Origin of the sequence: Nonomuraea guangzhouensis (assembly GCF_019396345.1) — a bacterium.
Lineage (GTDB): Bacteria > Actinomycetota > Actinomycetes > Streptosporangiales > Streptosporangiaceae > Nonomuraea > Nonomuraea guangzhouensis.
Genome location: NZ_JAHKRM010000018.1, coordinates 66826 through 89346, shown reverse-complemented (window position 1 = coordinate 89346; position 22521 = coordinate 66826). Strand labels below are relative to the sequence as shown.

At 70.9% G+C, this 22521-nt stretch carries 13 protein-coding genes; 11 read left to right on the top strand and 2 right to left on the bottom strand.

Annotated elements, in window-relative coordinates; genetic code table 11:
* From KME78_RS33885 to KME78_RS33875, 3 genes are read left to right on the top strand one after another with little or no spacing between them, the layout of a single operon-like run.
* The gene (locus KME78_RS33885; protein WP_219533500.1) at window positions 1-10452 is read left to right on the top strand and encodes a WXG100-like domain-containing protein; all 10452 of its coding nucleotides are present in this window, start codon (window positions 1-3) and stop codon (window positions 10450-10452) included.
* Window positions 10453-10495: 43 nt separating this feature from the next.
* The gene (locus tag KME78_RS33880) at window positions 10496-11020 is read left to right on the top strand and encodes a hypothetical protein (protein WP_219533499.1); all 525 of its coding nucleotides are present in this window, start codon (window positions 10496-10498) and stop codon (window positions 11018-11020) included.
* Window positions 11013-11567: a hypothetical protein gene (locus KME78_RS33875; RefSeq protein WP_219533498.1), complete on the top strand. Its 555-nt coding sequence runs from the start codon at window positions 11013-11015 to the stop codon at window positions 11565-11567. The genes KME78_RS33880 and KME78_RS33875 overlap by 8 nt, the downstream gene beginning before the upstream one ends.
* 14 nt (window positions 11568-11581) lie before the next feature.
* On the opposite strand, the gene KME78_RS33870 is transcribed toward KME78_RS33875, so the two are convergent.
* Window positions 11582-12508, bottom strand: a complete 927-nt coding sequence (locus KME78_RS33870) for a LysR family transcriptional regulator (protein ID WP_219533497.1) — start codon at window positions 12506-12508, stop codon at window positions 11582-11584.
* 221 nt (window positions 12509-12729) lie between these two features.
* Here KME78_RS33870 and KME78_RS33865 point away from each other — a divergent pair, with 221 nt between their 5' ends.
* Genes KME78_RS33865 through KME78_RS33850 form a run of 4 tightly spaced genes read left to right on the top strand, consistent with a single transcriptional unit; the run spans window position 12730 to window position 16381 of the window.
* Window positions 12730-13617: an ABC transporter substrate-binding protein gene (locus KME78_RS33865; RefSeq protein WP_219533496.1), complete on the top strand. Its 888-nt coding sequence runs from the start codon at window positions 12730-12732 to the stop codon at window positions 13615-13617.
* Window positions 13614-14465: an amino acid ABC transporter permease gene (locus KME78_RS33860; RefSeq protein WP_219533495.1), complete on the top strand. Its 852-nt coding sequence runs from the start codon at window positions 13614-13616 to the stop codon at window positions 14463-14465. Before KME78_RS33865 ends, KME78_RS33860 begins: the two co-directional genes overlap by 4 nt.
* Window positions 14462-15226: an amino acid ABC transporter ATP-binding protein gene (locus KME78_RS33855; protein ID WP_219533494.1), complete on the top strand. Its 765-nt coding sequence runs from the start codon at window positions 14462-14464 to the stop codon at window positions 15224-15226. The genes KME78_RS33860 and KME78_RS33855 overlap by 4 nt, the downstream gene beginning before the upstream one ends.
* 21 nt (window positions 15227-15247) lie before the next feature.
* Window positions 15248-16381: an NAD(P)/FAD-dependent oxidoreductase gene (locus tag KME78_RS33850; protein ID WP_219533493.1), complete on the top strand. Its 1134-nt coding sequence runs from the start codon at window positions 15248-15250 to the stop codon at window positions 16379-16381.
* Window positions 16382-16386: 5 nt separating this feature from the next.
* On the opposite strand, the gene KME78_RS33845 is transcribed toward KME78_RS33850, so the two are convergent.
* A complete protein-coding gene (locus KME78_RS33845) occupies window positions 16387-17676 on the bottom strand; it encodes a cellulose binding domain-containing protein (RefSeq protein ID WP_219533492.1) in 1290 nt (429 codons plus the stop codon).
* Window positions 17677-17854: 178 nt separating this feature from the next.
* Here KME78_RS33845 and KME78_RS33840 point away from each other — a divergent pair, with 178 nt between their 5' ends.
* The 4 genes from KME78_RS33840 (at window position 17855) to KME78_RS33825 (ending at window position 22166) form a co-directional block, all read left to right on the top strand.
* Entirely contained in the window at window positions 17855-18484 is a 630-nt protein-coding gene (locus KME78_RS33840; protein WP_219533491.1) for an acyl-CoA-like ligand-binding transcription factor, read from the top strand.
* A 25-nt stretch (window positions 18485-18509) separates the two neighbouring features.
* Window positions 18510-20090 (top strand): FAD-dependent oxidoreductase, encoded by a 1581-nt coding sequence (locus KME78_RS33835; protein ID WP_219533490.1) that lies wholly within the window; start codon window positions 18510-18512, stop codon window positions 20088-20090.
* The gene (locus KME78_RS33830; RefSeq protein ID WP_219533489.1) at window positions 20087-20989 is read left to right on the top strand and encodes an aldo/keto reductase; all 903 of its coding nucleotides are present in this window, start codon (window positions 20087-20089) and stop codon (window positions 20987-20989) included. The genes KME78_RS33835 and KME78_RS33830 overlap by 4 nt, the downstream gene beginning before the upstream one ends.
* Window positions 20990-21356: 367 nt before the next feature.
* Window positions 21357-22166, top strand: coding sequence for a YwqG family protein (locus tag KME78_RS33825; protein WP_219533488.1), 810 nt, complete (start codon window positions 21357-21359; stop codon window positions 22164-22166).
* Window positions 22167-22521: the final 355 nt, after the last annotated feature.

Here is a 22521-nt window from a genome sequence, read left to right as displayed (position 1 = left end):
GTGACCGTCAACGGCGCTTCCGGCGCCGTGAGCACAGGCAGCCAGGCGACCGGCGGCCAGTCGATCATGCGCATCGACAGGGACGTCCTCCCCGCCTGGGAGACCGAGGCGCTGCCCAGCTGGGTCGTCAACTGGCTGCTCCCGATGCTGTCCGCCGGCCAGAAATGGCCGGATGCCAGCGAGAGCGGGCTGTCGACGCTGTGCCAGGTGTACGAGAACCTGGCCACCGGCGCCATCGGCAGCGCGCCGCGCGCGGGTACGGCCGCGCGCACCATCGCGACCGGCTGGAACTCGCCCGCCACCGCCAACTTCATCACCAGGGCCAAGGTCCTGTACAGCAACGAGGGCGGGATGTCGGGGGTGGCCCGGAACGCGCGGGCCTTGTCGCAGCAGGCGAGCAACTTCGCCGTCGAGACCCAGTACTCCAAGCTCTCGGTGAACGTGGCGTTCTGGGTCACGGTCGTCGCCATCGCCATCGCCATCATCGTGAACTTCTTCACCGCCGGGACCTCCACCGCGATCATCGGCCCGTACGCGGCCGGCGCCCGCGCGGCCATCAGCCGCATCCTCGTCAGGCTCGCGGTCGCCGGGGCCAGGGAGGTGGGCACGACGCGGTTGGCCCGAGTCGCCGCGCTCAGCGGCGCCACCGGGCGGAGTGTGATCACCAGGCTGCTGGGCTCCGCGATGGGCCACGAGCTCATCGAGGAGATCGGCGAGGAGTTCTTCATCGACTTCGCCGCCCAGTACCAGCAGATCAAGATGGGCACCCGGAAAGAGATCGACTGGGACAAGTCCAAGGCCGCGATCATCGGCGCGGGCGGCGGCGCGATCGTGGGCATGAAGGTGGCCGGGCCCGTGTCCCGTGTCACCGGGCGCGTGCCCGGGTTCGCGGGCCGGGCGATCACCACCGGCGCGACCAACACCATCGCCTCCCCGGTCGGCAGCTTCATCGCCAACGGCGCGGTCTACGGTCAGTGGGAGAACCCGTTCACGGCCGACTCCCTCATGGGCGGCTTCATGGGCGGTGCCGGGCGCACCGGATCCATCAGCCCGTTCAGCCCTTCGGTCTACACGACACTGGCCCATCCGACGACCGCTCTCGCCTCCGCCTATGACGCCGCGGCCCGCGCCGACGCCGTCCGCGCGGGCGGCGACCCGTCGGGGGGTACGCCCGGGGGTACGCCGGACGGGAGCCCGGCGGGTGGCGGCCCCGGCCCGGGCGGCGGCCAGCCGGGTGCGGCCGCGCGCGTACCCGAACCTGCGGCGTCCGGCGCCCCGAGGGCCGGTGCCGCGCCCCACTCGCCCGCGACGGCGAGGACGGCGGGCACCGCGCCGTCCCCCACGGGCCAGGACGGCGCGGCCGGACGCGCGGCCACCACCCCGGACCTGGACACGTCCGCGCCCAAGCGCGGCTCGGCCGCCCAGGACCGTGGCGATCGAGCCCAGCCCCAGCAGCCCGGCACCGCTCCGGAGCCCGCCAACGGGGCACACCACCCCTCCGGGCGCGCTGCCGCGGCGGCGCCCGCACAGGGCCAGACAGCGGAACACCCTTCGCCGGACACAGCCGAGACGGCAGCCCAGCCGGCCCAAGCCCCGGACCACACGGCGACGCCCGGCAACGCGGCCACCCCGGCCAACGCGGCAACTCCCGATCAGACGGCGACCCCAGCCAACGCGGCAACTCCGGACAACGCGGCGACGCCCGACAATGCGACCCCGGCCAATGCGGCGACGCCCGACAATGCGGCGACCCCGGACAACGCGGCGACCCCCGACCAGACGGGAACTCCCAGCCCGGTCGCGACCAGCGACCAGACCACGGCCGCCCCCTCGGCCCATACCGCCCCACAAGCAGACGCGGCGGACCACGGGACGCAGGACACGACCACGCACCCTGCCGCGGTCACCGCCCCAGCCATCGCCCCGGCCGCCGACCGAGCCCGTACGGCCCTGATCGGCGCGCTCGCCACGGACTTCCCCGACGCGGTGATCGGCCCGACCGGCGACCTCCTCGTCACCTCCGGCTCCAGCGTGCGCACGATCACCGCCGCCACGATGAACCGCCTCCGCGCCGCCCTCGACACCCGCGCCGAGCAGGTCACCGACGTCGCGGACCTGCAGGCGGAGGCGACCGCGATGCTGCTGGTCGTCCAGGAGGGCGAAACCCCCGCCCAGGACGCCACAGCGCCGACGAGCAAGCCAGGCACGAGCGAGCCGGGCACGAGCGAGCCGGGCAGGAGCAAGGCGGCCACGAGCAAGCCGGGCACGGTCACGTCGAGACCCGTCCCCGGCACCAGGCACGTGCCCGACGGCCGCCAGGGCCCCGACCTGACCCTGGACGAGGTGCACCACGCGTTCGCCGAGCTCCAATCACGCCACTTCCTGAACGAGAACGTGACCGGTTTCTCCTGGTCGCAGGGAGGCCGGGTGCTGGCGGTCCACACGAGGACGAACGGCACCCTCTACTTCCGCCCCGTCATCGGGGGCCTGAGCCCAGACCTGATGGGCCAGACCGAGATCAAGGCTGGGACCGAGGACGACCCGCACCTGGTCCACTTCGGCCCGCGCGTCGCCGAGGGACAGGTCTCCAGGGTCTGGCTGCACGAGATCACCGACACGATCCATGACGTGCTGTCGTCCCGCGAGGGCAAGGGACAGCGAATCCTGCCGCGCCTCGGCAGGAACACCCGGGACATGTGCGCGGCGGCCCAGCTCAACGAGCTGACGTTCCTGGCCGAGAAGTGGCACCGGGCCCCGACGCTGGGCGAGCAGCGCCGGCTCGCCGTGGACATCGACGGTGTGGCCCGCCAGCTGAGCGAGCGTGGCCACACGCCGCCGCTGCCGCCCTGGGCGCCCACGCAGGCCACCCGGACGCAGCAGGCCCCGGCCTTACCCGGCGACAACCCCCACGCCCATCAGGTGGAGGCCGTCGCCGAAGCGCTTGCGAAGGCCGAGAAAGCGCTTCAGAAGCAGATCCAGCACAAGATGGACAGCGCCGAGGAGGCGAGGAAGAAGGCCCGCAAGGCCTCGCGCGAGGCCCGCAAGGCGAAGAACCAGCACGACAGCGGCCGTTTCGAGCGGGCGCGCAAGGCTCGGCAGGAGAACCGGGAGTTCCGCGCCGCGCAGGAGCGGAACCTCAGGATGGCCGCGGCGTACCGGGTCGCGCTGGCCGAGGCGACGCGAACGCGGCAGGCGTACGAGCAGCTCCTTTCGGCCATGAACCAGGCCGGCAGACCCGCCCAGGCGGGCGAGGTCAGCATGGCCCACATCGCCCGGCGGCTGGCGGGCGAGGCGCAGCGGCGCCACCAGAGCTACCTGGACGCGCTGGCGGCGGCGCTGCCGCAGGAGCTCAGCCTGTCCGCGGCCCTGCCGACGGGCCGGCTCCCCCATCTGACCACGCTCACCGCCACCGTGAACGAGATGCTGGAGGCCAACGGACCCGGCCCCAGGTTCACGGCGATCGACCTTGAGCAGGCCCTGAGAGCCGACTTCCACAAGGCCGTCTCCTCCGAGGGCGTCGTGCTGCGGGTGGGCCGCGGCCGGTCGGCGGCGGAGGTGCGGGTCAAGCTCACCCTGTCCGACCTGGTCGAGGTGATGGACCCCGTCATCAAGGGGTCCGAGATGATGGTGGGCCTGTTCTTCCAGTCGGGCCGCACGGTCAGCGTCACCGAATCGGGGAGCGTCGGGACATCCCGGGGCTTCAACAGCGGCGTCCTGGCGCCGATGCTGCCCGAGGGCGAGCTGGCCAGGAATCTCGTCGAGATGACGGGGGTCAGCGTCGGGGCGGCCGTCGGGCGCAGCTGGGCGGCGACGGGCGGGTCCGGGGCGTTCGCGCAGGGCGGCTACGTCGCCGACGACAGGAGCGAGCCGCTGCTGTTCGACGCCGCCGCGAGCTGGAACGTCCAGGTGCGCTTCCGGCAGTCGGAGGGCTGGGGCAAGAGTGTCAAGGTCGACTCCGGAGCGCCGGGCGACGCCGCCGCGCAGCGGATCTGGGTCTCGCAGTCCTACGCCGACCAGCCGGCGCGCAAGCTCGTCTCGATCGACGAGGCCAAGCGCGATGAGAAACTCCCCAAGCACGTCCTCATCAGCATGAGCGACACGGAGGACCACCTCGCCACCGTCGCCGCGGCCCTCGGCGGGGAGTACACCAAGGTCGGCGCCGTCCCGCATGACGAGTTACGCACGTTCATCACGGACGAGGTGCCCCATCAGCTGCGCGACGCCGTCAACAAGGGTCACGAGCGGGTCTTCACCAGGGGCGGCCAGCCGCACGCGAGGGTACGCGCCAACAGCAGGATCATCAGGGTGGAGAGCGAGCCGCTGGGCGGCGCGAGCGCCGCGGAGTGGGAGGAGGAGGTGGTCACCGACTTCGTCGCGGTGCCCGGCGGGGCGTCGGTCGGCAGGTCGGCGGAGGGCAACGCCTCGGCCGGCTTCAAGGATCCCTCGCTGGAGGGAATCGGCGGCCTCGGCCCCTACCACCCCTCCATCGGGCCCAAGGCCAGAGGCTCCAGGGGGGTGTCGCGGTCGTACTCCGCCACCGCGAACAAGCAGGCGATCCACCCGAGCGTGCACCGCAAGACCAGCCCCAAGCAGAGCTACAAGCTCGTGGTGGAGACCACGTACACGGTGGAGGTGTACGGCAAGCCGCCCGTCACGCTGCGCCCGATGCGGAGCACCGCGGTGGTCAGCATGCGAGAGTCGGTCGCCTACCGCTTCGGACTGCCCGTCGACAGTGCGGCACTGGTGTACGACGACAACGGCCAGCCGGTCATCGACGCCGACGGCAACCAGGTGCTGCGCGGCGACCCGCGCCCCGGCCCGCCGCCGGGCCGCAAGGCCGAGCTGCCCGTCTGGCTGGGCGACGGCCCCGGGCAGATGCGCGGCGCGGGTCCCGCCGTCGTCGGGGACATCGAGGGGCTGGACGCGTTCGAGGAGAAGGTGCTGGACGCGCTCGCCGACCGCGGCATCATCCCCAAGACCGTCAACGGCGTGACGGAGTACGCGGACAACCGGCTCGCCCGCGCTGCCCAGATCCTCAACCACCAGGAGGTCACGGAGCAGCTGAAAGAGCATCGGATCCGCGCGGCCTACGACTCCCTCGCCCAGGACGGCATCCTCCTCGACCTCACGCTGCACGGCCTGAACGGCGCCCCGGAGAACTACCAGCTGCGCCTGTCACTGAAGCAGGACTTCAGCGACGTGGGCCCCATGAAGCACACCGACACGGAGACGGTGGTCAACCTCGACATCGGCTCCGACACCTCCGCCCGGGCCATCGGCAAGTCCAGGACGTACGCGGGCGGCGCGTCCGTCAGCGAGAGCGACGGGCCCGACCAGGGCCACGACGGCATGACGCACGAAGTGGGCGTCAACGCGGGCGGCAGCCGCACCAGCTCGGTCGGCTCCAGCGCCGGCGGCACGGTGAACGTGGTGACGCTGGAAGAGAGCAGCGGCCCGGTCGCGATCGTCTCGCTGGGGCATGTCATGACCGCCGAGCTCCTGCACAACGGCACGACGACGACGCTGGCCACCGAGACCGGCAGGGCGACCCTGAAGATCGCCGGTGACCTCCTCCCGGCCGTGGACGACACCCCGCCGGCGCCTCTGGGCAAGCTCTCCAGGAAGGCGCAGCGCAGTCTGCGGCTGCTGCACATGGACGTGCCGGGGTCGCAGGCCGCCGCCCGGCAGGTGCTGGACAGGGGCATGCGCCCCGGCTCCGGTGCGTTCCAGACCATCGCCGCGATGCTGAACGTGCGCAACCTCGTGTCCCACTTCAAGATGTTCACCCGGGCGCTGACCGCCGCCCTCGCCCTGAACGTCGACGGCGTACCCACCCGATCGTCGCTGTCGGTGTCCGGCGAACTCGGCGAGGCGGAAGTGATCGGCATCGTCGACCACGTGAGCGGCGACATCCTGTTCGGGCTCAGCAGCGCCGGCGTGTCCTGGGGCGGATCGTCGAACGTGTCCGCCGGCGCCTCGACGAGCGTCTCCGACCTCGACGGCGGCGGGACGTCGAGCGACAGCGGCACGCTGTCGCTGCCCTCCCGGTCGGGAGGCACCTCCGACAACACCTCGATCCTCGACATCTGGGGCAACGAGGAACTCACCATCAAGTACGGCCGCCACTACATCATCCGCGCGTCCACGGAGCTCACGTTCACCGGCTCGGAGAGCACGGCGAACGCGCTGCCGGCCGCGGGCCGGATCCCGCTCGGCGAAACCCGGACGGCCACCGCGCCGGGCACCGCGCTGTTCTCGCTGGCCGAGGAAGAGGCGCTGCTGATGTACGCCGAAGGCGAGCTCTCGCTGCCGGCATCCCTCGTGGGCGACGCCATCGAGCGCTTCCTCAACCGCAGCCTGAACCTCGACACCAGCATCGCCGTACCCCTGGTCCAGCGCTACACCGCCGACGTGGCCAAGGCGCGGGCGGCCGGCGCGGACGTCGGCTACGCGGCGCGGCACACCCCGAAGGCCCTGCTCGGCAGGCTCAGGGAGGTGATGGGGGTCACGCCCGACCCGGTCGCGACGGACCCGAACGGCCGGCCGCTGCCCGGACAGCCCTCGGGGGACACGGCCAAGGACCTCGACAAGGTCCTCAGCCAGGCGTCGGACCTGCTCGAACGCTCCAGGAGCGTCGTGCTGGCCCCGTCGTTCGACGAGTCGGTGTCACTGAGCACGGTGGAGTCACTCGACCTCGCCGACCAGAACGGCGACAACGTGCCGATGCTGGACGCGGTGACCCGCGCCGTGTCCGCCGCGGTCCCCGGGGCGCTGGACGGCAGCCCGACCCTGGGCGAGGAGCTGGCCGTCGACTTCTCCGACGACGCGGTCCGGATCCGCGTCCTCGACATGTGGTCGCGCAGCGGCTTCGAGAAGAGCTACGAGGTGCAGAACGGCACGCGGACCGAGGAGGTCACGGTCAAGGCGCGGCTGGTGCCGGCCAACTCCAAGCATCCCCGCTGGGCGAAGTTCCTCGCGCACCTGACACAGGCCGGGATCATCATCCAGCGCTACCGTTACGGCGACCGCTCGCACTCCGAGTCGTACAGCGGCTCCTACTCGGCGGGGCTCGACTACGGCGCCTCCGACAACGGCGACGGCCATGGCGGGGGAGTGTCCACTGACCGGGGCCGCTCGTACACGGGCTCGATCAACCGGCAGAGCACCCGGCTGCAGCGGATCGGCCTGTTCAGCGAACTCGACCGGGTCCAGCAGGACATGCTGCTGGTCATCGAGGTCGAGCGCAGGCCGATGCGCAAGGGCAAGATGGCGGGCCGGCTGAGCAGAGTGGCCGACAAACTGCGGGGCAGGGTCCGCACCGCGCCGCCGGTCGTCTACGCCGCCAGCTTGGTGCGGCGCATCCCGACCGGCATGATCCGGCCCGCGTCCGAGGACTCCGGACCGCTGGTGACCACGCCCGATCCCCGGCCGGTCGAGCTGCATCCGGGCCACTTCCCGGCGGCGATCCGGGAGGACCCGAGCGGGCCCACCCTGTACGAGGTCATCGTCGCGCAGCTCACCAAGATGGTGGGCGCCACGTCGGTCGCGGAGATCCGCCCCGAGCTGGTCACGCGGCTGCTCCCGTCGGCGATGCTGACCGCGTTCGAGCGGATGACCGGGCCTGGGGGCGAGGTGGTCGTACGGGCGGCCAGGCAGAAGTTCAGGAACCAGGGCACCGAGGTGAACATCACCGCTCGCCTGTCGGACCTCACCATCGCCGCCGGGCCGTTCGACGCGGAGAAGGGAGAGGTCGACCGGGCGGCCAACGCCCAGAACGCGACCCTGTCCCGCAGCCGCGTGCTGCCGGGCGGCGCGGGCGCCAACCTCTCGGACGGCGAGTCGGGGCTCAGCTTCGGCGCCCGCGTCCGCCTGCAGACCTCCGAGAGCGTGAGCGACCACCACGGGGCGCGCCGCGAGCGCAGCATGTTCCAGAAGGGCGCCGCCTACATCGTCCGGCTGAGAGTCGACTACGACCTGGCATTCCAGAATGTGGCCCGGCTGAGGGAAGGCCATGAGCATCCCGTCGGCGAGCCCGTCCGCCTGCCGGGCGCCGCCAGCGGCGAGATCGACGTGGTCCTCTTCGGGGAGGAGATCGAGGAGCTGCTGGCGCGGATGGAGGAGAACGTGCGGCTCGCGCCCCTGCCCACGGAGGAGCTGGGGCTGCCGACGTTCAGGTTCACGCCGGAGCCCGGCCGCGAGGGCGCGATCGACGCCCTGCGGGACGCGCGGCTGGCCGCCCGCGAACGCGGCGAGGTGGCCCTCGTGGAGGTCAGGGAGGCGGACGGGGTGCACCGTTACCACGCCTACCCCAACGGCGCGCTGCGCGTCCCCGCCGGCGAACCCGCCGACGGCGGGTTCGCCGAGGCGTTCGCCACGCTCTCCCCGCTGCTGCTGGACGCCGCCGCCGGCATCGGCCTCGACCTGCGCGACGTCTTCATGAACTCCCAGACGCCCGGCACCTTCACCCACCAGGTCAAGGCCGCGCTGACGGCCCACGGTATCGTGGCGGTCGACACCGAGAAGATCCCGTGGCCGGCCGACCGGCCGTTCCCGAACCCGCCGGCGGGCGGAAGCGTCTCCCAGGGCGTGGCGCCGCCCAGCGTGACCTCGCCCGAGATCGAGAACACCATCTACTCCAGCTCGGCCCGGCCCGCCGAGGTTCCCGACCTGACCACGGCAGAGGTACGCGCCCAGGCCCGCTCCGCGACCGGGGTCGCCGAGCGCATCAGCTGGACCGCCGATGACACGATGGCCGTCCAGCTCCCCGCCTCGCCCGACCAGCACGTCCGCGTGATCGTCGGGAACCCGGGCGAGGGGCTGAACGCCGCCACGGAGCTGCGCGCCGGCACGGCGGAGGACCCGCACCTGATGCGGATCGGGCCGCGCGTGCACCCGGACGTCGTGTCGGCCACCCTGGTGCACGAGCTCACGCACGTCGCCCAGGAGGCGACCGCCGCCGCCTGGGGCGCGCCGCAGGGCGTCGTGCGGCCGTCGCTCTCCGAGGCGCAGGCCGAGGGCTCCGATCACTGCCTGCTCCCGCGCCTGAACGAGCACGCCCACCTGTCGGACAAGTGGCGCGCCGCCACCGACCCCGCCACCCGGTCGCGCCTGGCGGACGCGATCGACGTCATCGCCGCCGACGTCGAGCGGCGCGGCCACACCCCACCCGCGCCACCCTGGGGGACGGGTCCACGCGCACCGGCCGCCGCCGAGCCGCAGAGCAGGATCGCGCGGCTGCTCAGCGGCGGGAGCGCCACGGGCCTCGACACCTCGGCGGCCGGGCTGTCCAAGGTGGCCCAGATCGCCGGTGTGGCCGACGTGAGTCCGGCGCCGGGCCAGGTGAAGGAGTTCACCGTGACCGCGGGTGGCGGCCGGTTCACCCTGGAGCTGGCCGAGGCCGCGCGGAACGCCACCGAGGTGACCGTCGAGGCGCGTACCTCGGACCGGCTGACCCTCCGGGTGCCCGCCGAGGGCGGAGCCCGGGTGACGGCCGCGGTGGCCGAGCAGGTGGCGGCGCACGCGGCGCGGCTCGCGGGACGGCCGGACGAGCAGCTGCTCGGGCCGGGCCCGGTGGTGTCCCACCGGGCGCTCGGCGTGCCCGACGCCGGGACGCTCGCCCGGCTCCGCGGCCTGGTCCACGCGATCACCGAGGCCGGCCCGCGCGGCGCCGCGGCCGAGAGGTCCGCGCTGCGTGCCGAGATCAGCCGGGCGGGTCTGGCGCCCGGCCAGGACGGGGCCACGCCCAGGCTGCTGGAGCTCGCCCGGGCGGGCGAGCTCTCTCCCGCGGACGTCGCGGCCGTCCGCGGCGGGGCGGCGCTGCCCGAGACCGCCGCGACCAGGGCGATCGCGCGCGCCGCCGCGCTCATGGGGGCACGGGCCCAGGTGTACGGCCCCGGCCTGATGGACATCGTGCTGCCCGGCCGTCCGCCCATCCCCGTCGAGGTCCGGCCGGATCAGTCCGGGCCGCCCGAGCCCGGGATGCTGACGTACCAGGTGGACGGCCGCCGCACGATCGGCGCGAACGAGCGGGCCGCCGCCGCGACCGCCGCCGCGGCCGTCGCCCGCGCGCTGGGCGGACACCCCGGCGACCATGCGGCCCTGGCCGAGGTGCACGAGGCCGTGCGACAGGCGCGGGCGGCCACCACGGCCCAGCGGTTCGGGCGGCTCGGCGTGCTGTTCGACCTGCTCGCCGGCGCCCGCCCGGAGGTGTGGCGGCTCATCCCGCGGCCGGTGGCCGACGAGCTCGCCACGATGGCCAGCGGCAGGCGCCCCCGGGACTGGCCCGCGCACCTGGACCGCCTGCGCGCGCTCGCCAACGCGACCGGCTGGTGGCCACCGGAAGAGGGGGAGTGCCAGTGCCCCGCGGGCGGGCCGTGTCGGTGCGGCCAACGTCCCGATCCCGAGCCCGAGTCTGAGCGGGTGCCGTCCGGGGAGCGCGTGGCCGCGGTGTGAGGGCCGCGTTCCGGCATGATGGACTGTCGAGGAAAGGACGGATATGGCATTCGCGGTGGCGCGCACGCGGGACGAGGCGCATCTCTACCTCGACCTGCACCCGTGCGCGTGCGGGTCGGTGGAGACGACCTGGCACAGTGGGCTGACCAGCGTCGAGGGCGAGCTGGTCAACCGCTACGCGGGCACCTGCGAGGAGTGCGGGACCGCGCGAGAATACCTGTTCGGGCTGCCCGAGCGGCCGGTGATGCCCACGGGCTACCCGACGTTCGGCGGGCCGGAGCCGTCGGAGCTGCTCGACGCGGGTGAGTGGCTGTGGGTGGCCGACCTGAGCGCGGGCAACGTACCCGTGGACGACCAGGCCGAGGCCCGGCGGGCGCTGCGGGTCGCGACCGCGGCCGTGGAGGAGGTCATCAAGTTCGCGCCGCCCGGCGCGGACGCCGTGCCCGACGACGGGTTCTGGTCGGAGCGCGGGCAGCAAATGCGGGAGGAGGAGCCCGGCAGGTTCGAGCTCGACCGGCTGCTGGTCGTCAAGGACACCTACCAGGACCTGGCGGCCGGGCATGCCTGATCGCGGCCTGGGCCGTTCGCTGGTGGAGGCGTACGTCTACCTCGACCTGGTGGCCCACGACGGCGATCCTGGGGCGTCGCGGCAGGCGACGCTCGCGCGGCAACCGGACGGGATCGTGGTGAGCCTCGGCGCTCTGGAGGTCCTCGTCCCTTACGAGGCCGAGATCGGCGCGCGGGAGCAGGACGCGATCTTCGGTTCCGGGCTCTCCGAGCTGATCGACCCCGGTCAGTGGATCCTCATCGCCGCGACGTACACGAGCAGGGCACTGGAGGGCGCGCTCTTCCACGCCGCCGATCCGTCCGGCGACCACAGCTACGAGAACGTCGAAACCGACTGGCGCTTCGCCGAGAGTGCCCTGGAAGAGGCGCTGAAGTTCTTCCCTCCGGGCGCGGCCGAGCTGCCCCCCGACGCCTGCTGGACCGAGTCGGGCAGGTCGGTGGCCGAGGCCGAGCCCGACCGGCTGACCAGGCGGAAGCTGGAGAGCGACCTCGCCTTCTACCGCCGGAGCCTGGACGACTTCCGCCGGCTGCACGCCGAGCCGGAGTGATCTGTTGAAAGGGCTTACACGGCGACGGGGAGGTCCGTGCGCCGGTGCAGGAGTTCGGCGGCGCTGATGAGCATGTTCGTCGTGTGGGCGAGCAGGGGGTTCGGGTCGGTGGCGCGGCACACGGTGTAGACCCGGCGAATGTGGGCGGCGTCGCCGAGCCGGAACACGCACACGTCGTGCGACTCGATCATCGCCAGCTCCGGCACGATCGCCACCCCCAGCCCTTTGCGGACGAGCTCGAAGGGCAGGTTGTAGTCGTTGGTACGGAACAGCACGTCGGGGTCGAAGCCGCTGGCCGCGCAGATGTGTGACAGGTTGAGCGAGGCGTCCATCCCCTCGGTGTAGGAGATCCATCGTTCGGCGGACAGCTCGCCGAACTGGATGCGCTTGCGGGCGGCCAGCCGATGGCCGGTCGGCACGAGCACGTAGAGCGGCTCCTCCATGATCAACGTCATGGTCAGGTCCTTCGGCCAGTTGTGCGGCACCATGCCGTACTCGAAGACCACGGCCAGGTCGAGCCGCCCCTCGTTCACCGCCGGAATGGTCCCGTGCGGATCGCCTTCCTCGTAGCGGATGTCCACGTTGGGGCGGTCGCGGAGAAACTCGGCGAGTACGGCGGGCACCAGCCGGAATCCGGCGGACCAGAAGCTGCCGAGCCGCAGTCTGCCCCGGTGGGCGCCGGCGAAGGAACGCATCTCCTCCTCCGCCGCCTCGAGATCGGCCAGCAGCCTGGCGGCCTTGCGGGCCAGCTCGGCCCCCGCCGCGGTGGGCCGGATGCTGCGCGGCAGGCGTTCGAACAGCTGGACGCCCAGGGTCCGCTCCAGCGAGGAGACCTGCTGCGAGATCGCCGACGGGGTGAATCCGAGGCGCTTGGCGGCGGTCCTGAGCGAACCGGTGGCGACCACTTCACGGATGGCCTGCAACTGGACCGGGGTGAGCATCGGTCCAACTTAACAGTCCGGCGACTTGCATCACCATAGGTTGCAGCGGATGGATCGACTAACTGGGCCGACCAGCTGGTGAGGCCAAGAAAAAGGATAAGCAAGACTGAACAGTATGTGCACGAACGCGCATGCTCGCTCACCTTGCCGTATCTAAACGGACCCCCAATATTGGTGTTTACGGAACGTCACACTAAGCCCGAGAGGGGGTGTCCTGCTCGATGCGGTTCACCCAAGCAGCCGCCGCATTCGGCCTGGCGGGACTCCTGTCCCTGACCGCTTGCTCCGGAGGTGGCGCCTCCCAGGCGGCCGCCCCGGCGCAGCAGAAGAGTCAAGAGCTCCACGATCTTCTGCCCGACAAGATCAAGAAAGGTGGCACGCTCAACGTCGCGGCGGGCCACAACTACCCACCGCTGGTCTTCCTCGACACCGACAACAAGTCGGTCATCGGTGTGGAACCCGAGCTGATGAAGGCCGTCGGCCAGGTGCTGGGCGTCGAGGTGACGTTCAGCCAGGCCAGCTTCGACAGCCTCATCGCCGGTGTGCAGGCACGCCGCTATGACCTGGCCATCCAGGCGATGCTCGACAAGCCGGAACGCCAGGAGAAGGTCACCTTCGTCGACTACTTCAAGACCAGCAGTTCGCTGCTGGTCCAGGACAAGGACGCTCAGGCGATCAAGTCGCTCGAAGATCTCTGCGGAAAGACGGCGGCCGTCGAGCAGGGCACCGCCCAGGCCGACGACGCCGAGCAGCAGAACAAGAAGTGCACGGCGGCGGGCAAGCCCGCGGTCAAGGTGCTGGTGTTCCCCGACACGGTCGGTTGTCTGCAGGCCGTCTCCACCGGCCGGGCCAACGCCTTCATCGGCGGCACGCCCACCATCAGCTACCAGGCCAACCAGTCCAGTGGCCGGATGAAGCAGGTGGGCGAGCCTTACCGCTTCCTCCCGTACGGGATCCTCGTCAACAAGGAAGACCAGAACCTGGCCAAGGCCGTGCAGCAGGCGCTGCAGAAGCTGATGGACAACGGCTCCTACGCCAAGATCCTGGCCAAGTGGAAGATGGACTCGGGCGCCCTGGACAAGGCCGCGATCAACGGCGGCGGGTCGTGACCACGGCCCGGCAGACCGCACAACCGGCCGCGAAGGCGCAGATCCAGGCCGTCCCGCTCCGTCATCCGGGGCGTTGGGTGGGCGCGGCCGTCCTCGGCTTCGTGGCGATCTTCCTGCTGCAGGGGTGGGTGGCCAACCCGCGCATGCAGTGGGAGGTGGTCGGCGAGTACCTCTTCTCTCCCGCGGTCCTGAGCGGGCTGGCCACCACGCTGCTGCTCACGGTGCTCGCCATGGTCGTCGGCGTCGCGGGCGGAGTCGTCCTCGCCGTGCTGCGCATGTCGCCCAACCCCCTGCTGGCGGCGCTGAGCGGGTTCTACATCTGGATCTTCCGCGGGGTGCCGCTGCTGGTGCAGCTGTTGTTCTGGTACTTCCTGTCCGCGGTGGTGCCGACGATCGGACTCGGTGTGCCCTGGGGGCCGACGTTCGTGCAGTTCGACACCAACATGATCATCACCCAGCTCACCGCGGCGGTGCTGGGCCTCGGCCTGCACGAGGCGGCCTACATGGGCGAGATTGTGCGGGCCGGCATCGCCTCCGTCGACCCCGGCCAGACGGAGGCGGCCCACGCCCTGGGACTCACCCGGTTCCAGACCCTGCGGAAGATCATTCTTCCGCAGGCCATGCGGGTCATCATCCCGCCGACGGGCAACCAGGTGGTCTCCATGCTCAAGACCACCTCCCTCGTCTTCGCCATCGCCGTACCAGAGCTCCTGACCTCGATCCAGGGCATCTACTCCAGGAACTTCCAGCAGGTCCCCCTGCTCACGGTGGCCTGCTTCTGGTACCTCGTGGCCACGACCGTCCTGAACGCCGGGCAGCACTACATCGAACGCAGGTTCAGCCGATGAAGACCCTCATCCGCGCGGAAGGCGTGCACAAGCGTTTCGGCACGCTCGACGTGCTCAAAGGCATCGACCTGGAGGTCGCGGAGGGAGAGGTGCTGGCCCTGATCGGCCCCTCGGGGTCCGGCAAGTCCACCTTCCTGCGCTGCATCAACCACCTCGAACGCATCGACGCCGGCCGCCTCTACTTCCGCGACCGGCTGATCGGCTACGAGGAGCGCGGTGGAAAGGTCTACGAACTGCCGGACAAGGCGATCGCCGCCCAGCGGGTGGACATCGGGATGGTCTTCCAGCGCTTCAACCTCTTCCCGCACATGACCGCGCTCGAGAACATCATGATGGCGCCGATCATGGCCAAGCGGGAGCCGAAGGCGGAGGTACGCGAGCGCGCCCACGCCCTGCTGGCCAGGGTGGGACTGGCCGACAAGGCGCACAGCCGCCCCGACCAGCTCTCCGGCGGCCAGCAGCAGCGCGTCGCCATCGCCCGGGCCCTGGCGATGCGGCCCGGTCTCATGCTGTTCGACGAGCCGACGTCGGCCCTCGACCCCGAGCTCGTGGGCGAGGTCCTGGACGTCATGCGTGACCTGGTGCGTGCGGACGGCATGACGATGATCATCGTCACCCATGAGATGGGATTCGCCCGCGAGGTGTGCGACTCCATCGTCTTCATGGACAACGGGGTCGTCGTGGAATCCGGGCCACCCGGCGCCGTGCTCGGCGAACCCCGGCACGAGCGCACCCGGGCATTCCTCAGCAAGGTTCTCTGACCCCGAAGGAAAGATATCCACGTGTCCCGCGTCATCGTTCTCGGCGCCGGAGTGCTCGGTGCCTCCGTCGCCTACCACCTGGCCGTCGCAGGCGCTGAGGTCGTCGTCATCGAAGCCGGCGGCCCCGCCGGGGGGACCTCCAGCGCGACCTTCTCCATGGACGTCACCCATCTGAAGACCCCGCGCACCTACTTCGAGCTGAACCGCGCCAGCGCCGCCCTGCACGCCACGCTGGCCGAGGAGCTGGAGGGCCCGTCGTGGTGGCACCCCATGCCGGCCATCCAGTGGGGTGACAGCGAGGAGAGCCAGCGAGGGCTCAGGGAACGGGCCGTCCGCCTCAAATCCTGGGGACACGCCTGCCGCATCGCCGAACCGTCCGAGCTGCGCGAACTCGCCCCCGCCGTCGACCCCGCGGCCTGTACGGCGAGCGAACTCGTCGTCCACGACCAGAGCGCCTGGTACGACGCCCCGCTCTTCGTCCAGCGCCTGCTCGATCGCGCCGCCACGCTCGGCGCCGACATCAGGTACGGCCTGCGGGCGGACGCGCTGATCCGCAGCGGCGACACCGTCACCGGCGTCGAGACCGGTACCCGACGCTGGGAAGCCGACTGGGTGGTCAACTGCACCGGCCCGGACGCCGACCGCATCGCGGCGCTCGCCGGCACCGACCTCCCCATGACCCGGATCCCCGGGCTGGTGGGGGAGAGCACCCCCATCCCCGGACTCCGGCTCGACGCGATCCTGGCCACGCCCCAGGTGGACCTGCGCCCCGCCCCCGGAGACCGGATCTGCTCCATCTCCTGGCCCGTCGACGCGCTGCTCTCCGGCCAGGACGACGACGCCCTGGCGGAGCGGCTGCACGCCGGCGGCCAGCGGATCCTGCCCGCGCTGCGCACCGCCCGGCTGGCCGGCGTCCGTCTCGGCGTCCGGCCGGTGCCGGCGGACGGCCTGCCGCTGGCGGGCACGCACCCCGACGCCCCCGGCCTCTATCACCTGGTCACCCACAGCGGCGTCAACCTCGCCCCCGAACTCGGCCGCCTCGTGGCTCAGGAGATCACCAACGGCGACGGGCCCGACCTCGCCCCTTACCGCGTCACCCGCGACATCGCGCCATCCGTGAAGGACGAAAGCCTGACCCTCATGACCACGAGCTGAGCCCTTTATGAGCAGGTGATATTGGCCGGGCCGGGCGTGGACGGGCCGTTGGCCTGGAAGCCGAAGGTGGCCGACGCGCCAGGCGCCAGGCTCGTGGCCCAGCTCGGCGCCTTGATCGTCCAGGTGGTGCCCGACGGCGTGATCGTGGAGCTCCAGGCGCTGGTCAAGGTCACGCCGGACGGCATGGTCCACATGATCGTCCAGTTGTTCCAGGTCGCGGTCCCCGTGTTCCGCACGGTGACGTTGGTCGTGAAGCCACCCTGCCAGGCGTTGGCGACCTGGTAGTTCACGCCGCAGGAGACACCGGTGCCGCCCGTGGGGGTCGGCGTGGGAGTCGGTGTGGGCGTGGCGGTCGGGCCGGTCGAGGTGGTGTAGCCGACCTTGGTGTAGGGCGTGCCGCATTGCGGGTTGCAGGTGGACGGAAGCGTGAAGCTGTACACGCGTCCGCCGTTGATCAGCGTGTCGGTGACGTCTCGCACCCGGATCTGGTACTGGCTGCCGCCCGACGTGGTCCCGCCGATGACGTAGGACTGGCCCATGTCGCTGTTCATCTGGGCGGTCTGCCACGCGCCGTTGGCGAAGTACTCGACGCCGTGAATGCCGTTGGCCAGGTGCGAGACGGAGATGGCGGGCCACCAGACCTGGGCGGACTGCAGGAACCCGATGTTGATGTCGCCGCTGTAGCCGGGCGCGGGGACGAACGACCAGGTCAGGTGTCGGTTGTTCCAATGACCGGGATACATGTCCCCGACCGCGGCGCCGTTCTTCACGAACCGGTTGAGTGAGTCCTTGGCCAGGTCCAGATGGTACGGATCGTCGCGGCACCAGGCGTTGGAGTCGCCGCAACTGTCGGCGACCAGCATGGTCAGCTTCGCGCCGTTGTAGGCATCGGCGACCCAGGAGCCGTTGCGGCAGAACGGCTGATTCTGCGCGCCGTCATTGGTGCCCGTACAGAAATCGGCGACCTCCACCTGAATGTAGCGGCCGCAGTTGAGGCCGTTGTTCCACAGCCCGGCCTTGCTGAGGTTGGCTCCCGTCAACGGCCGGGGGTAGAAGGTGTAGTCGCCGGGCGTGTTGTAGACGTTGAGCGCGACGAAGTCCTGCGAGTCGATGTTCGCCTGGGGCACTCCGCAGCCACCGTACGGCGTGCCGAGCCCGTCGAAGTAGGTGGCGTTGCCCGTCACGGGGCCGGGCGGGTCGCTGACCGCGCCGGCGGACTGTTCCGTCAAGGGCACCAGGGCGCACAGCGCGAGCAGCAGACCGGGAAGCAGGATGGCGAGTAACCGGCGACTCATCGGACTCCCAAGGCAGAAAGGTTCGACACGAACCTCCCCGCAGAGCGCCGACCGGTCAAGCAGAGACGCGGGTGAGCTGGGCAAACACCCCAAAATCCGTGAAACTTTCATTGCCGCTGGAAGATCTTGCCAAAACGGCATTTTTGCAATTTTGGCAAGATCCGCTACGGTGGTGGGCATGACGGCTGACGAGAATGTCGCTATCGGGCTGCGGGAGCGCAAGAAGCGGGAGACCCGGCTCGCGCTGAGCCAGGCCACGATCGGCCTGTGCGTCGAGCGTGGGTGGAGCAACGTGACGGTGGACGACATCGCCGCGGCGGCGAACGTGTCCGCACGCACCTTTCGTAACTACTTCTCGAGCAAGGCCGAGGCGATCGCCGCCAGCCACCTGGAACGCGCCCTGCGGATCGCCGACGAGCTGCGAGCGCGGCCGGTCGATGAGCCTCTGTGGGACTCGATCGTGAGCGCGGTCCAGGCCCAGCTCGCACCGGGCGAGGGCCATGGCGGCGGGTCTCCCCACGACCGGCGCCGGCACGACGCGCTCCGGCTCCTGCTGACCGAGCCGGCGCTGCACGGCGAGATCCTCAGGGCGGACGCGGTCGCGAAGGACGAGCTGGCCAAGGCGATCGCCGAGCGCACCGGCACCGACGTGGCACATGACGTCTACCCGAAACTGGTCGCCGCGGTGGTCAGCGCGGGCAGTGCCGTGGCCGTGGAGCACGTCCTGAGCGCCGATCGGCCGATTCCGCTCGCGCCGCTGCTGCGCGAGGTGTTCGACCAGCTCACCGCTGGCCTACCCGTCCCGTAAGAACCAGAAAAGGGAAAAGACCTCGATGATCACAGATGTCGTCATCGCCGGCGGCGGTCCGAACGGGCTGATGCTGGCCTGCGAACTGCGCCTGGCCGGGGTCCGGCCGGTCGTGCTGGAGCGGCTGCCGGAGCCGAGCGACGAACCGAAAGCGAACGGATTACTCGGCCAGGTCGTGAAAATGATCGACCGCCGCGGGCTGTACGAACGTCTCAGCGGTAACCCGGCACCGCCGCGGCCGAACTCCGCGTACTTCATGTTCGGCGCGATGGGCCTGGACCTGAGCCTGCTGGCGGACAGCCCGATCTATGCCCTGCCGGTCCCGCAACGCCGCATCGTGCAGGTCCTGCAGGAGCGCGCCGTCGAACTGGGCGTGGAGATCCGGCGGGGACACGAGGCCGTCGGCCTGTCGCAGGACGACGACGCGGTCACCGTCGACGTCGCGGGGCCGGGCGGGGCGTACCAGCTGCGGGCCCGATATCTCATCGGTGCGGATGGAGCCCACAGCACCACGCGCAAACTGTCCGGCATCGGATTCCCCGGCATCACCTACGACCGGATGACGCTCCGCTCAGCGCACGCGACGATCCCGGCGGACTGGGTCGATCCCGCGACCGGCGCGCTGAACGTACCCGGCTATGGCGCTGTTCTGCCGTTCCTGCCCCACCGTACCGAGCACGGAGGGTTCTCCTACGCGCCGATGCCCGGCCACCCGCCGCTGGTCAGCGCCACGGAGTGGGACCAGCCCGCGACCGACGCCCCGATGAGCCTGGAGGAGTTGCGGGCGAGCGTCCGCCGCGTGCTCGGCGTCGATGTGCCACTTGGCCCGCCCGACGGCGAAGGGCCGCACGCGCTGCGCCGGATGACCGGGGGTAACACCCGGGTCGCCGAACGATTCGCCGACCGCCGGGTGTTCCTGATCGGTGACGCCGCCCACGTGTACGCCGCCACGGGGGGCGGACCCGGGCTCAACCTCGGCCTGCAGGACGCGATCAACCTCGGCTGGAAACTCGCCGCCGAACTCCGCGGCAGCGCCCCGCCCGGCCTGCTGGCCAGCTACGAGACCGAGCGGCGATCGGCCGCCCATCGCATGGTCCTGAACGCGCGGGCGCAGTCCGCCCTGATCGCCCCCGGCAGCGACGTCACCGGACTGCGCGACCTGTTCACCGAACTGCTCCGCGACCCGAACACCGTACAGCGTCTGGCCGAACTCACCGCGGGCGCCGACGTCCGCTACGACATGGGCGAACCCGAGGCGCACCCGCTGACCGGCCGGTTCGCCCCGGACATGGACCTGCACACGCCGGCCGGCCCGGTCCGGCTGGCCGAGCTGACCAGAACCGCCCGCCCGCTGCTGCTGGACCTGACCGAAGGCACATCGCTCGCCGAGACGCTCGCCCCGTGGCGGGACCACGTCGACATCGTCACCGCGCGCCCCCAGACCGCCGCGCCCACAGCTCTGCTCCTTCGACCGGACTGCTACGTGGCCTGGGCATCGGCAACACCTCAACCAGATCCAGCGGAGCTGGAAGCACTTTGGGCAGCTTTTGCGGCGGTGGTGCGCTGCCATCGAGCCGGCCAAGACCGAAAGAGGACGATGACGTGACGCTGCCAACCGCGAAGCTGGGCAGAATCGGCTTGCAGGCGAGCCGCCTCGGCTACGGAGCGATGGAGTTGCGCGGCCCACAGGCCTGGGGCAAACCGATAAATGACGATGAGGCCCGCACGGTATTGAACACCGTCCTCGACGCGGGAGTGAACCTCATCGACACCTCGCCGGACTACGGCGACGCCGAGGAGCACATCGGCCGCTGGATCTCCCACCGGCGCGACGAGTTCATCCTCTCCAGCAAGTGCGGCTGCCCACTCGCCGCAGGCGGTGCGCCGCACATCTACACGAGGGCGAACGTCCGCGCGTGCGTCGAACAGAGTCTGCGCCGGATGCGCACCGACCACCTCGACATCTTGATGGTGCACATGAGCCCGAGCGTCGCCGTGATGCGGGCCGAGGACACCATCGCCGAGATGCTGGCCCTCCAGGACGAAGGCGCGATCCGCTTCACTGGCATGTCCGGAAATATGCCCAACCTTCCGGAGCACATCGCGATCGGGGCATTCGACGTCTTCCTCCTCCCCTACTCGGCGCTCGACCGCTCCCACGAGGAACTCATCACCGCCGCCGCGGCAGCCGGCGCGGGCACGATCGCCCGCGGCTCAGTCGCCCGCCCCCTCGTGGCTCCACCGGAGGCCATACCGGAGCCGATACGCCGGCCACTCGCCGACCGCCACGCCCGGCTCGCCGCCGCCGGCCTGGACGAGCTGGCGGACGGCGCCACGACGATGGAACTCCTGCTCCGCTTCATCCTCAGCCACCAAGATCTTCACTCGGTGATCGTCGGCTCGACCGATGCCGCGCACGTGCGGGCCAATGCCGCAGCCGCCCAGAAGGGCCCGCTCCCGACGGACGTGTACGACGCGCTGCGGGACCGCCTCAGCGAGATGTAGAAGGCTCATGTCGAGTGCGGCATCCGTCCGTGAACGACACCTTCGCTGAGACTCACTCCCAGCGGGCACTGCTCGCCGCGACTCGAGCGACCTAGAACCCGCTGCGTCCCGGAGATCACCCGCTGCCACTGCCAACTCGAAGCGGCCGGTGACGACGGACGTCGGCTGGATCGAACAGCGGCGTCGGCCACATGGGCGTCGCTGCGCGGAGAGTACCGGGATCGGCGTCCTCTACCTGTTGCGGGACGGAGCGGTCATCCTCAGCGCGCTGCCATCAGCGACTCGCAGCACCGCCTCCTGAGGCTGGGTGCGCTGCTCGTGCACCGTTCCGTTCCGTTCGAGATCAGATCCCGGCAGGATGGGCGGCATGCACGACTGGATGCTTGATTTCGCCGAGTACGTCCGAGAGCTGTTACCCGAGGAGATCGCCGAGCCGTTCATCGCCCTGGCTCGTCCGGCCGTCCGGCTGTCGCTCGCCGAGGAGGGTGAGACCGTTGTGGGCCGGCTGGGTGGCCTGCCCCGGCTGCCCGAGGGGGTGCCGTGGCCGTGCGCCGGTGATGGTGGTCCCGCGATGCAGTTCCTCGCCGAGCTGGACTGCGCGGCACTCGCGGCGTACGAGTCGGACATCGGCCTGCCCGCCGAGGGCACGCTGTTGTTCTTCGCCACCTGGGACGGCGAGGCCGCGCACGTGATCCTGCTGCCTCCCGGAGCCAGCCGCGTGCCCGAACGCGAGGCGCCCGTCAGCGGCGAGGCGGGGGTGTTCACCGAGGTCCCGTTCGCCGCCGAGACCGTGGCCACCTGGCCGACGCGTGGCCATGACGACCTGGTCAAGCTGGGCGACGAGTTCTGGGACCGGGTGGTGGGGGAGCCTTGGGAGGTGTTCGCCGACATGCTCGCCGAGTTCGCCGAAGCGGAGGGCGGCCGTGCGCACCAGGTCGGCGGTTACTCTGACGCCCTGCACTCGCCGATCGAAGCCGCGGCCGCGTACGCGGCCGGGGTGAACCTGAAGGATCCCGGTTTCGCGGCGGAGGCCTCCCAGTGGGTCAACCTGCTCCAGCTCGATGAGGACAATGGGATGATCTTCGGAGACGGAGGCATCCTGATCTTCGGCATCCGCCGGGACCGGCTCGCCTCCCGTGACTTCAGCCAGATTTTCCCCTACGTCCAAGGGCACTGACTTACCCTCCGCATCTCAAGTAGACGAGCGCCGCCGCAGCGCTTCGCCATCGCCGCCCGCTCGACGGCCAACCGCACGGCATGCCGGGCGGGGTGCGGCGCTGGGCGGTTCGCTGGGATGACCTATTGGCGCTCACCGACGAGCCAAGCCCGAAGCATGCGCGCGACTACCGGCTCGGCCTGTCCAACCGCGAACGGAACGCCATACAACATTGCTGAAAAGGATCTTTACATAAGATCGCGACACATGTGATGATCATTCGGTTTTGCCACATCTGTTCGAAAGGCTCGAGTGAACCCATCACGAACAGCGTCCCGCTTATCCAGCCGGACGCACCGCCGCGCTGCCCTGATCG

What these genes read in the sequence shown, in the direction of transcription:
- KME78_RS33855 (WP_219533494.1), top strand. Translation starts at nt 14,462, where the DNA reads ATGAAGACCCTCATCCGCGCGGAAGGCGTGCACAAGCGTTTCGGCACG.
- KME78_RS33870 (WP_219533497.1), bottom strand. Translation starts at nt 12,508, where the DNA reads ATGCTCACCCCGGTCCAGTTGCAGGCCATCCGTGAAGTGGTCGCCACC.
- KME78_RS33875 (WP_219533498.1), top strand. Translation starts at nt 11,013, where the DNA reads ATGCCTGATCGCGGCCTGGGCCGTTCGCTGGTGGAGGCGTACGTCTAC.
- KME78_RS33845 (WP_219533492.1), bottom strand. Translation starts at nt 17,676, where the DNA reads ATGAGTCGCCGGTTACTCGCCATCCTGCTTCCCGGTCTGCTGCTCGCG.
- KME78_RS33835 (WP_219533490.1), top strand. Translation starts at nt 18,510, where the DNA reads ATGATCACAGATGTCGTCATCGCCGGCGGCGGTCCGAACGGGCTGATG.
- KME78_RS33865 (WP_219533496.1), top strand. Translation starts at nt 12,730, where the DNA reads ATGCGGTTCACCCAAGCAGCCGCCGCATTCGGCCTGGCGGGACTCCTG.
- KME78_RS33840 (WP_219533491.1), top strand. Translation starts at nt 17,855, where the DNA reads ATGACGGCTGACGAGAATGTCGCTATCGGGCTGCGGGAGCGCAAGAAG.
- KME78_RS33825 (WP_219533488.1), top strand. Translation starts at nt 21,357, where the DNA reads ATGCACGACTGGATGCTTGATTTCGCCGAGTACGTCCGAGAGCTGTTA.
- KME78_RS33880 (WP_219533499.1), top strand. Translation starts at nt 10,496, where the DNA reads ATGGCATTCGCGGTGGCGCGCACGCGGGACGAGGCGCATCTCTACCTC.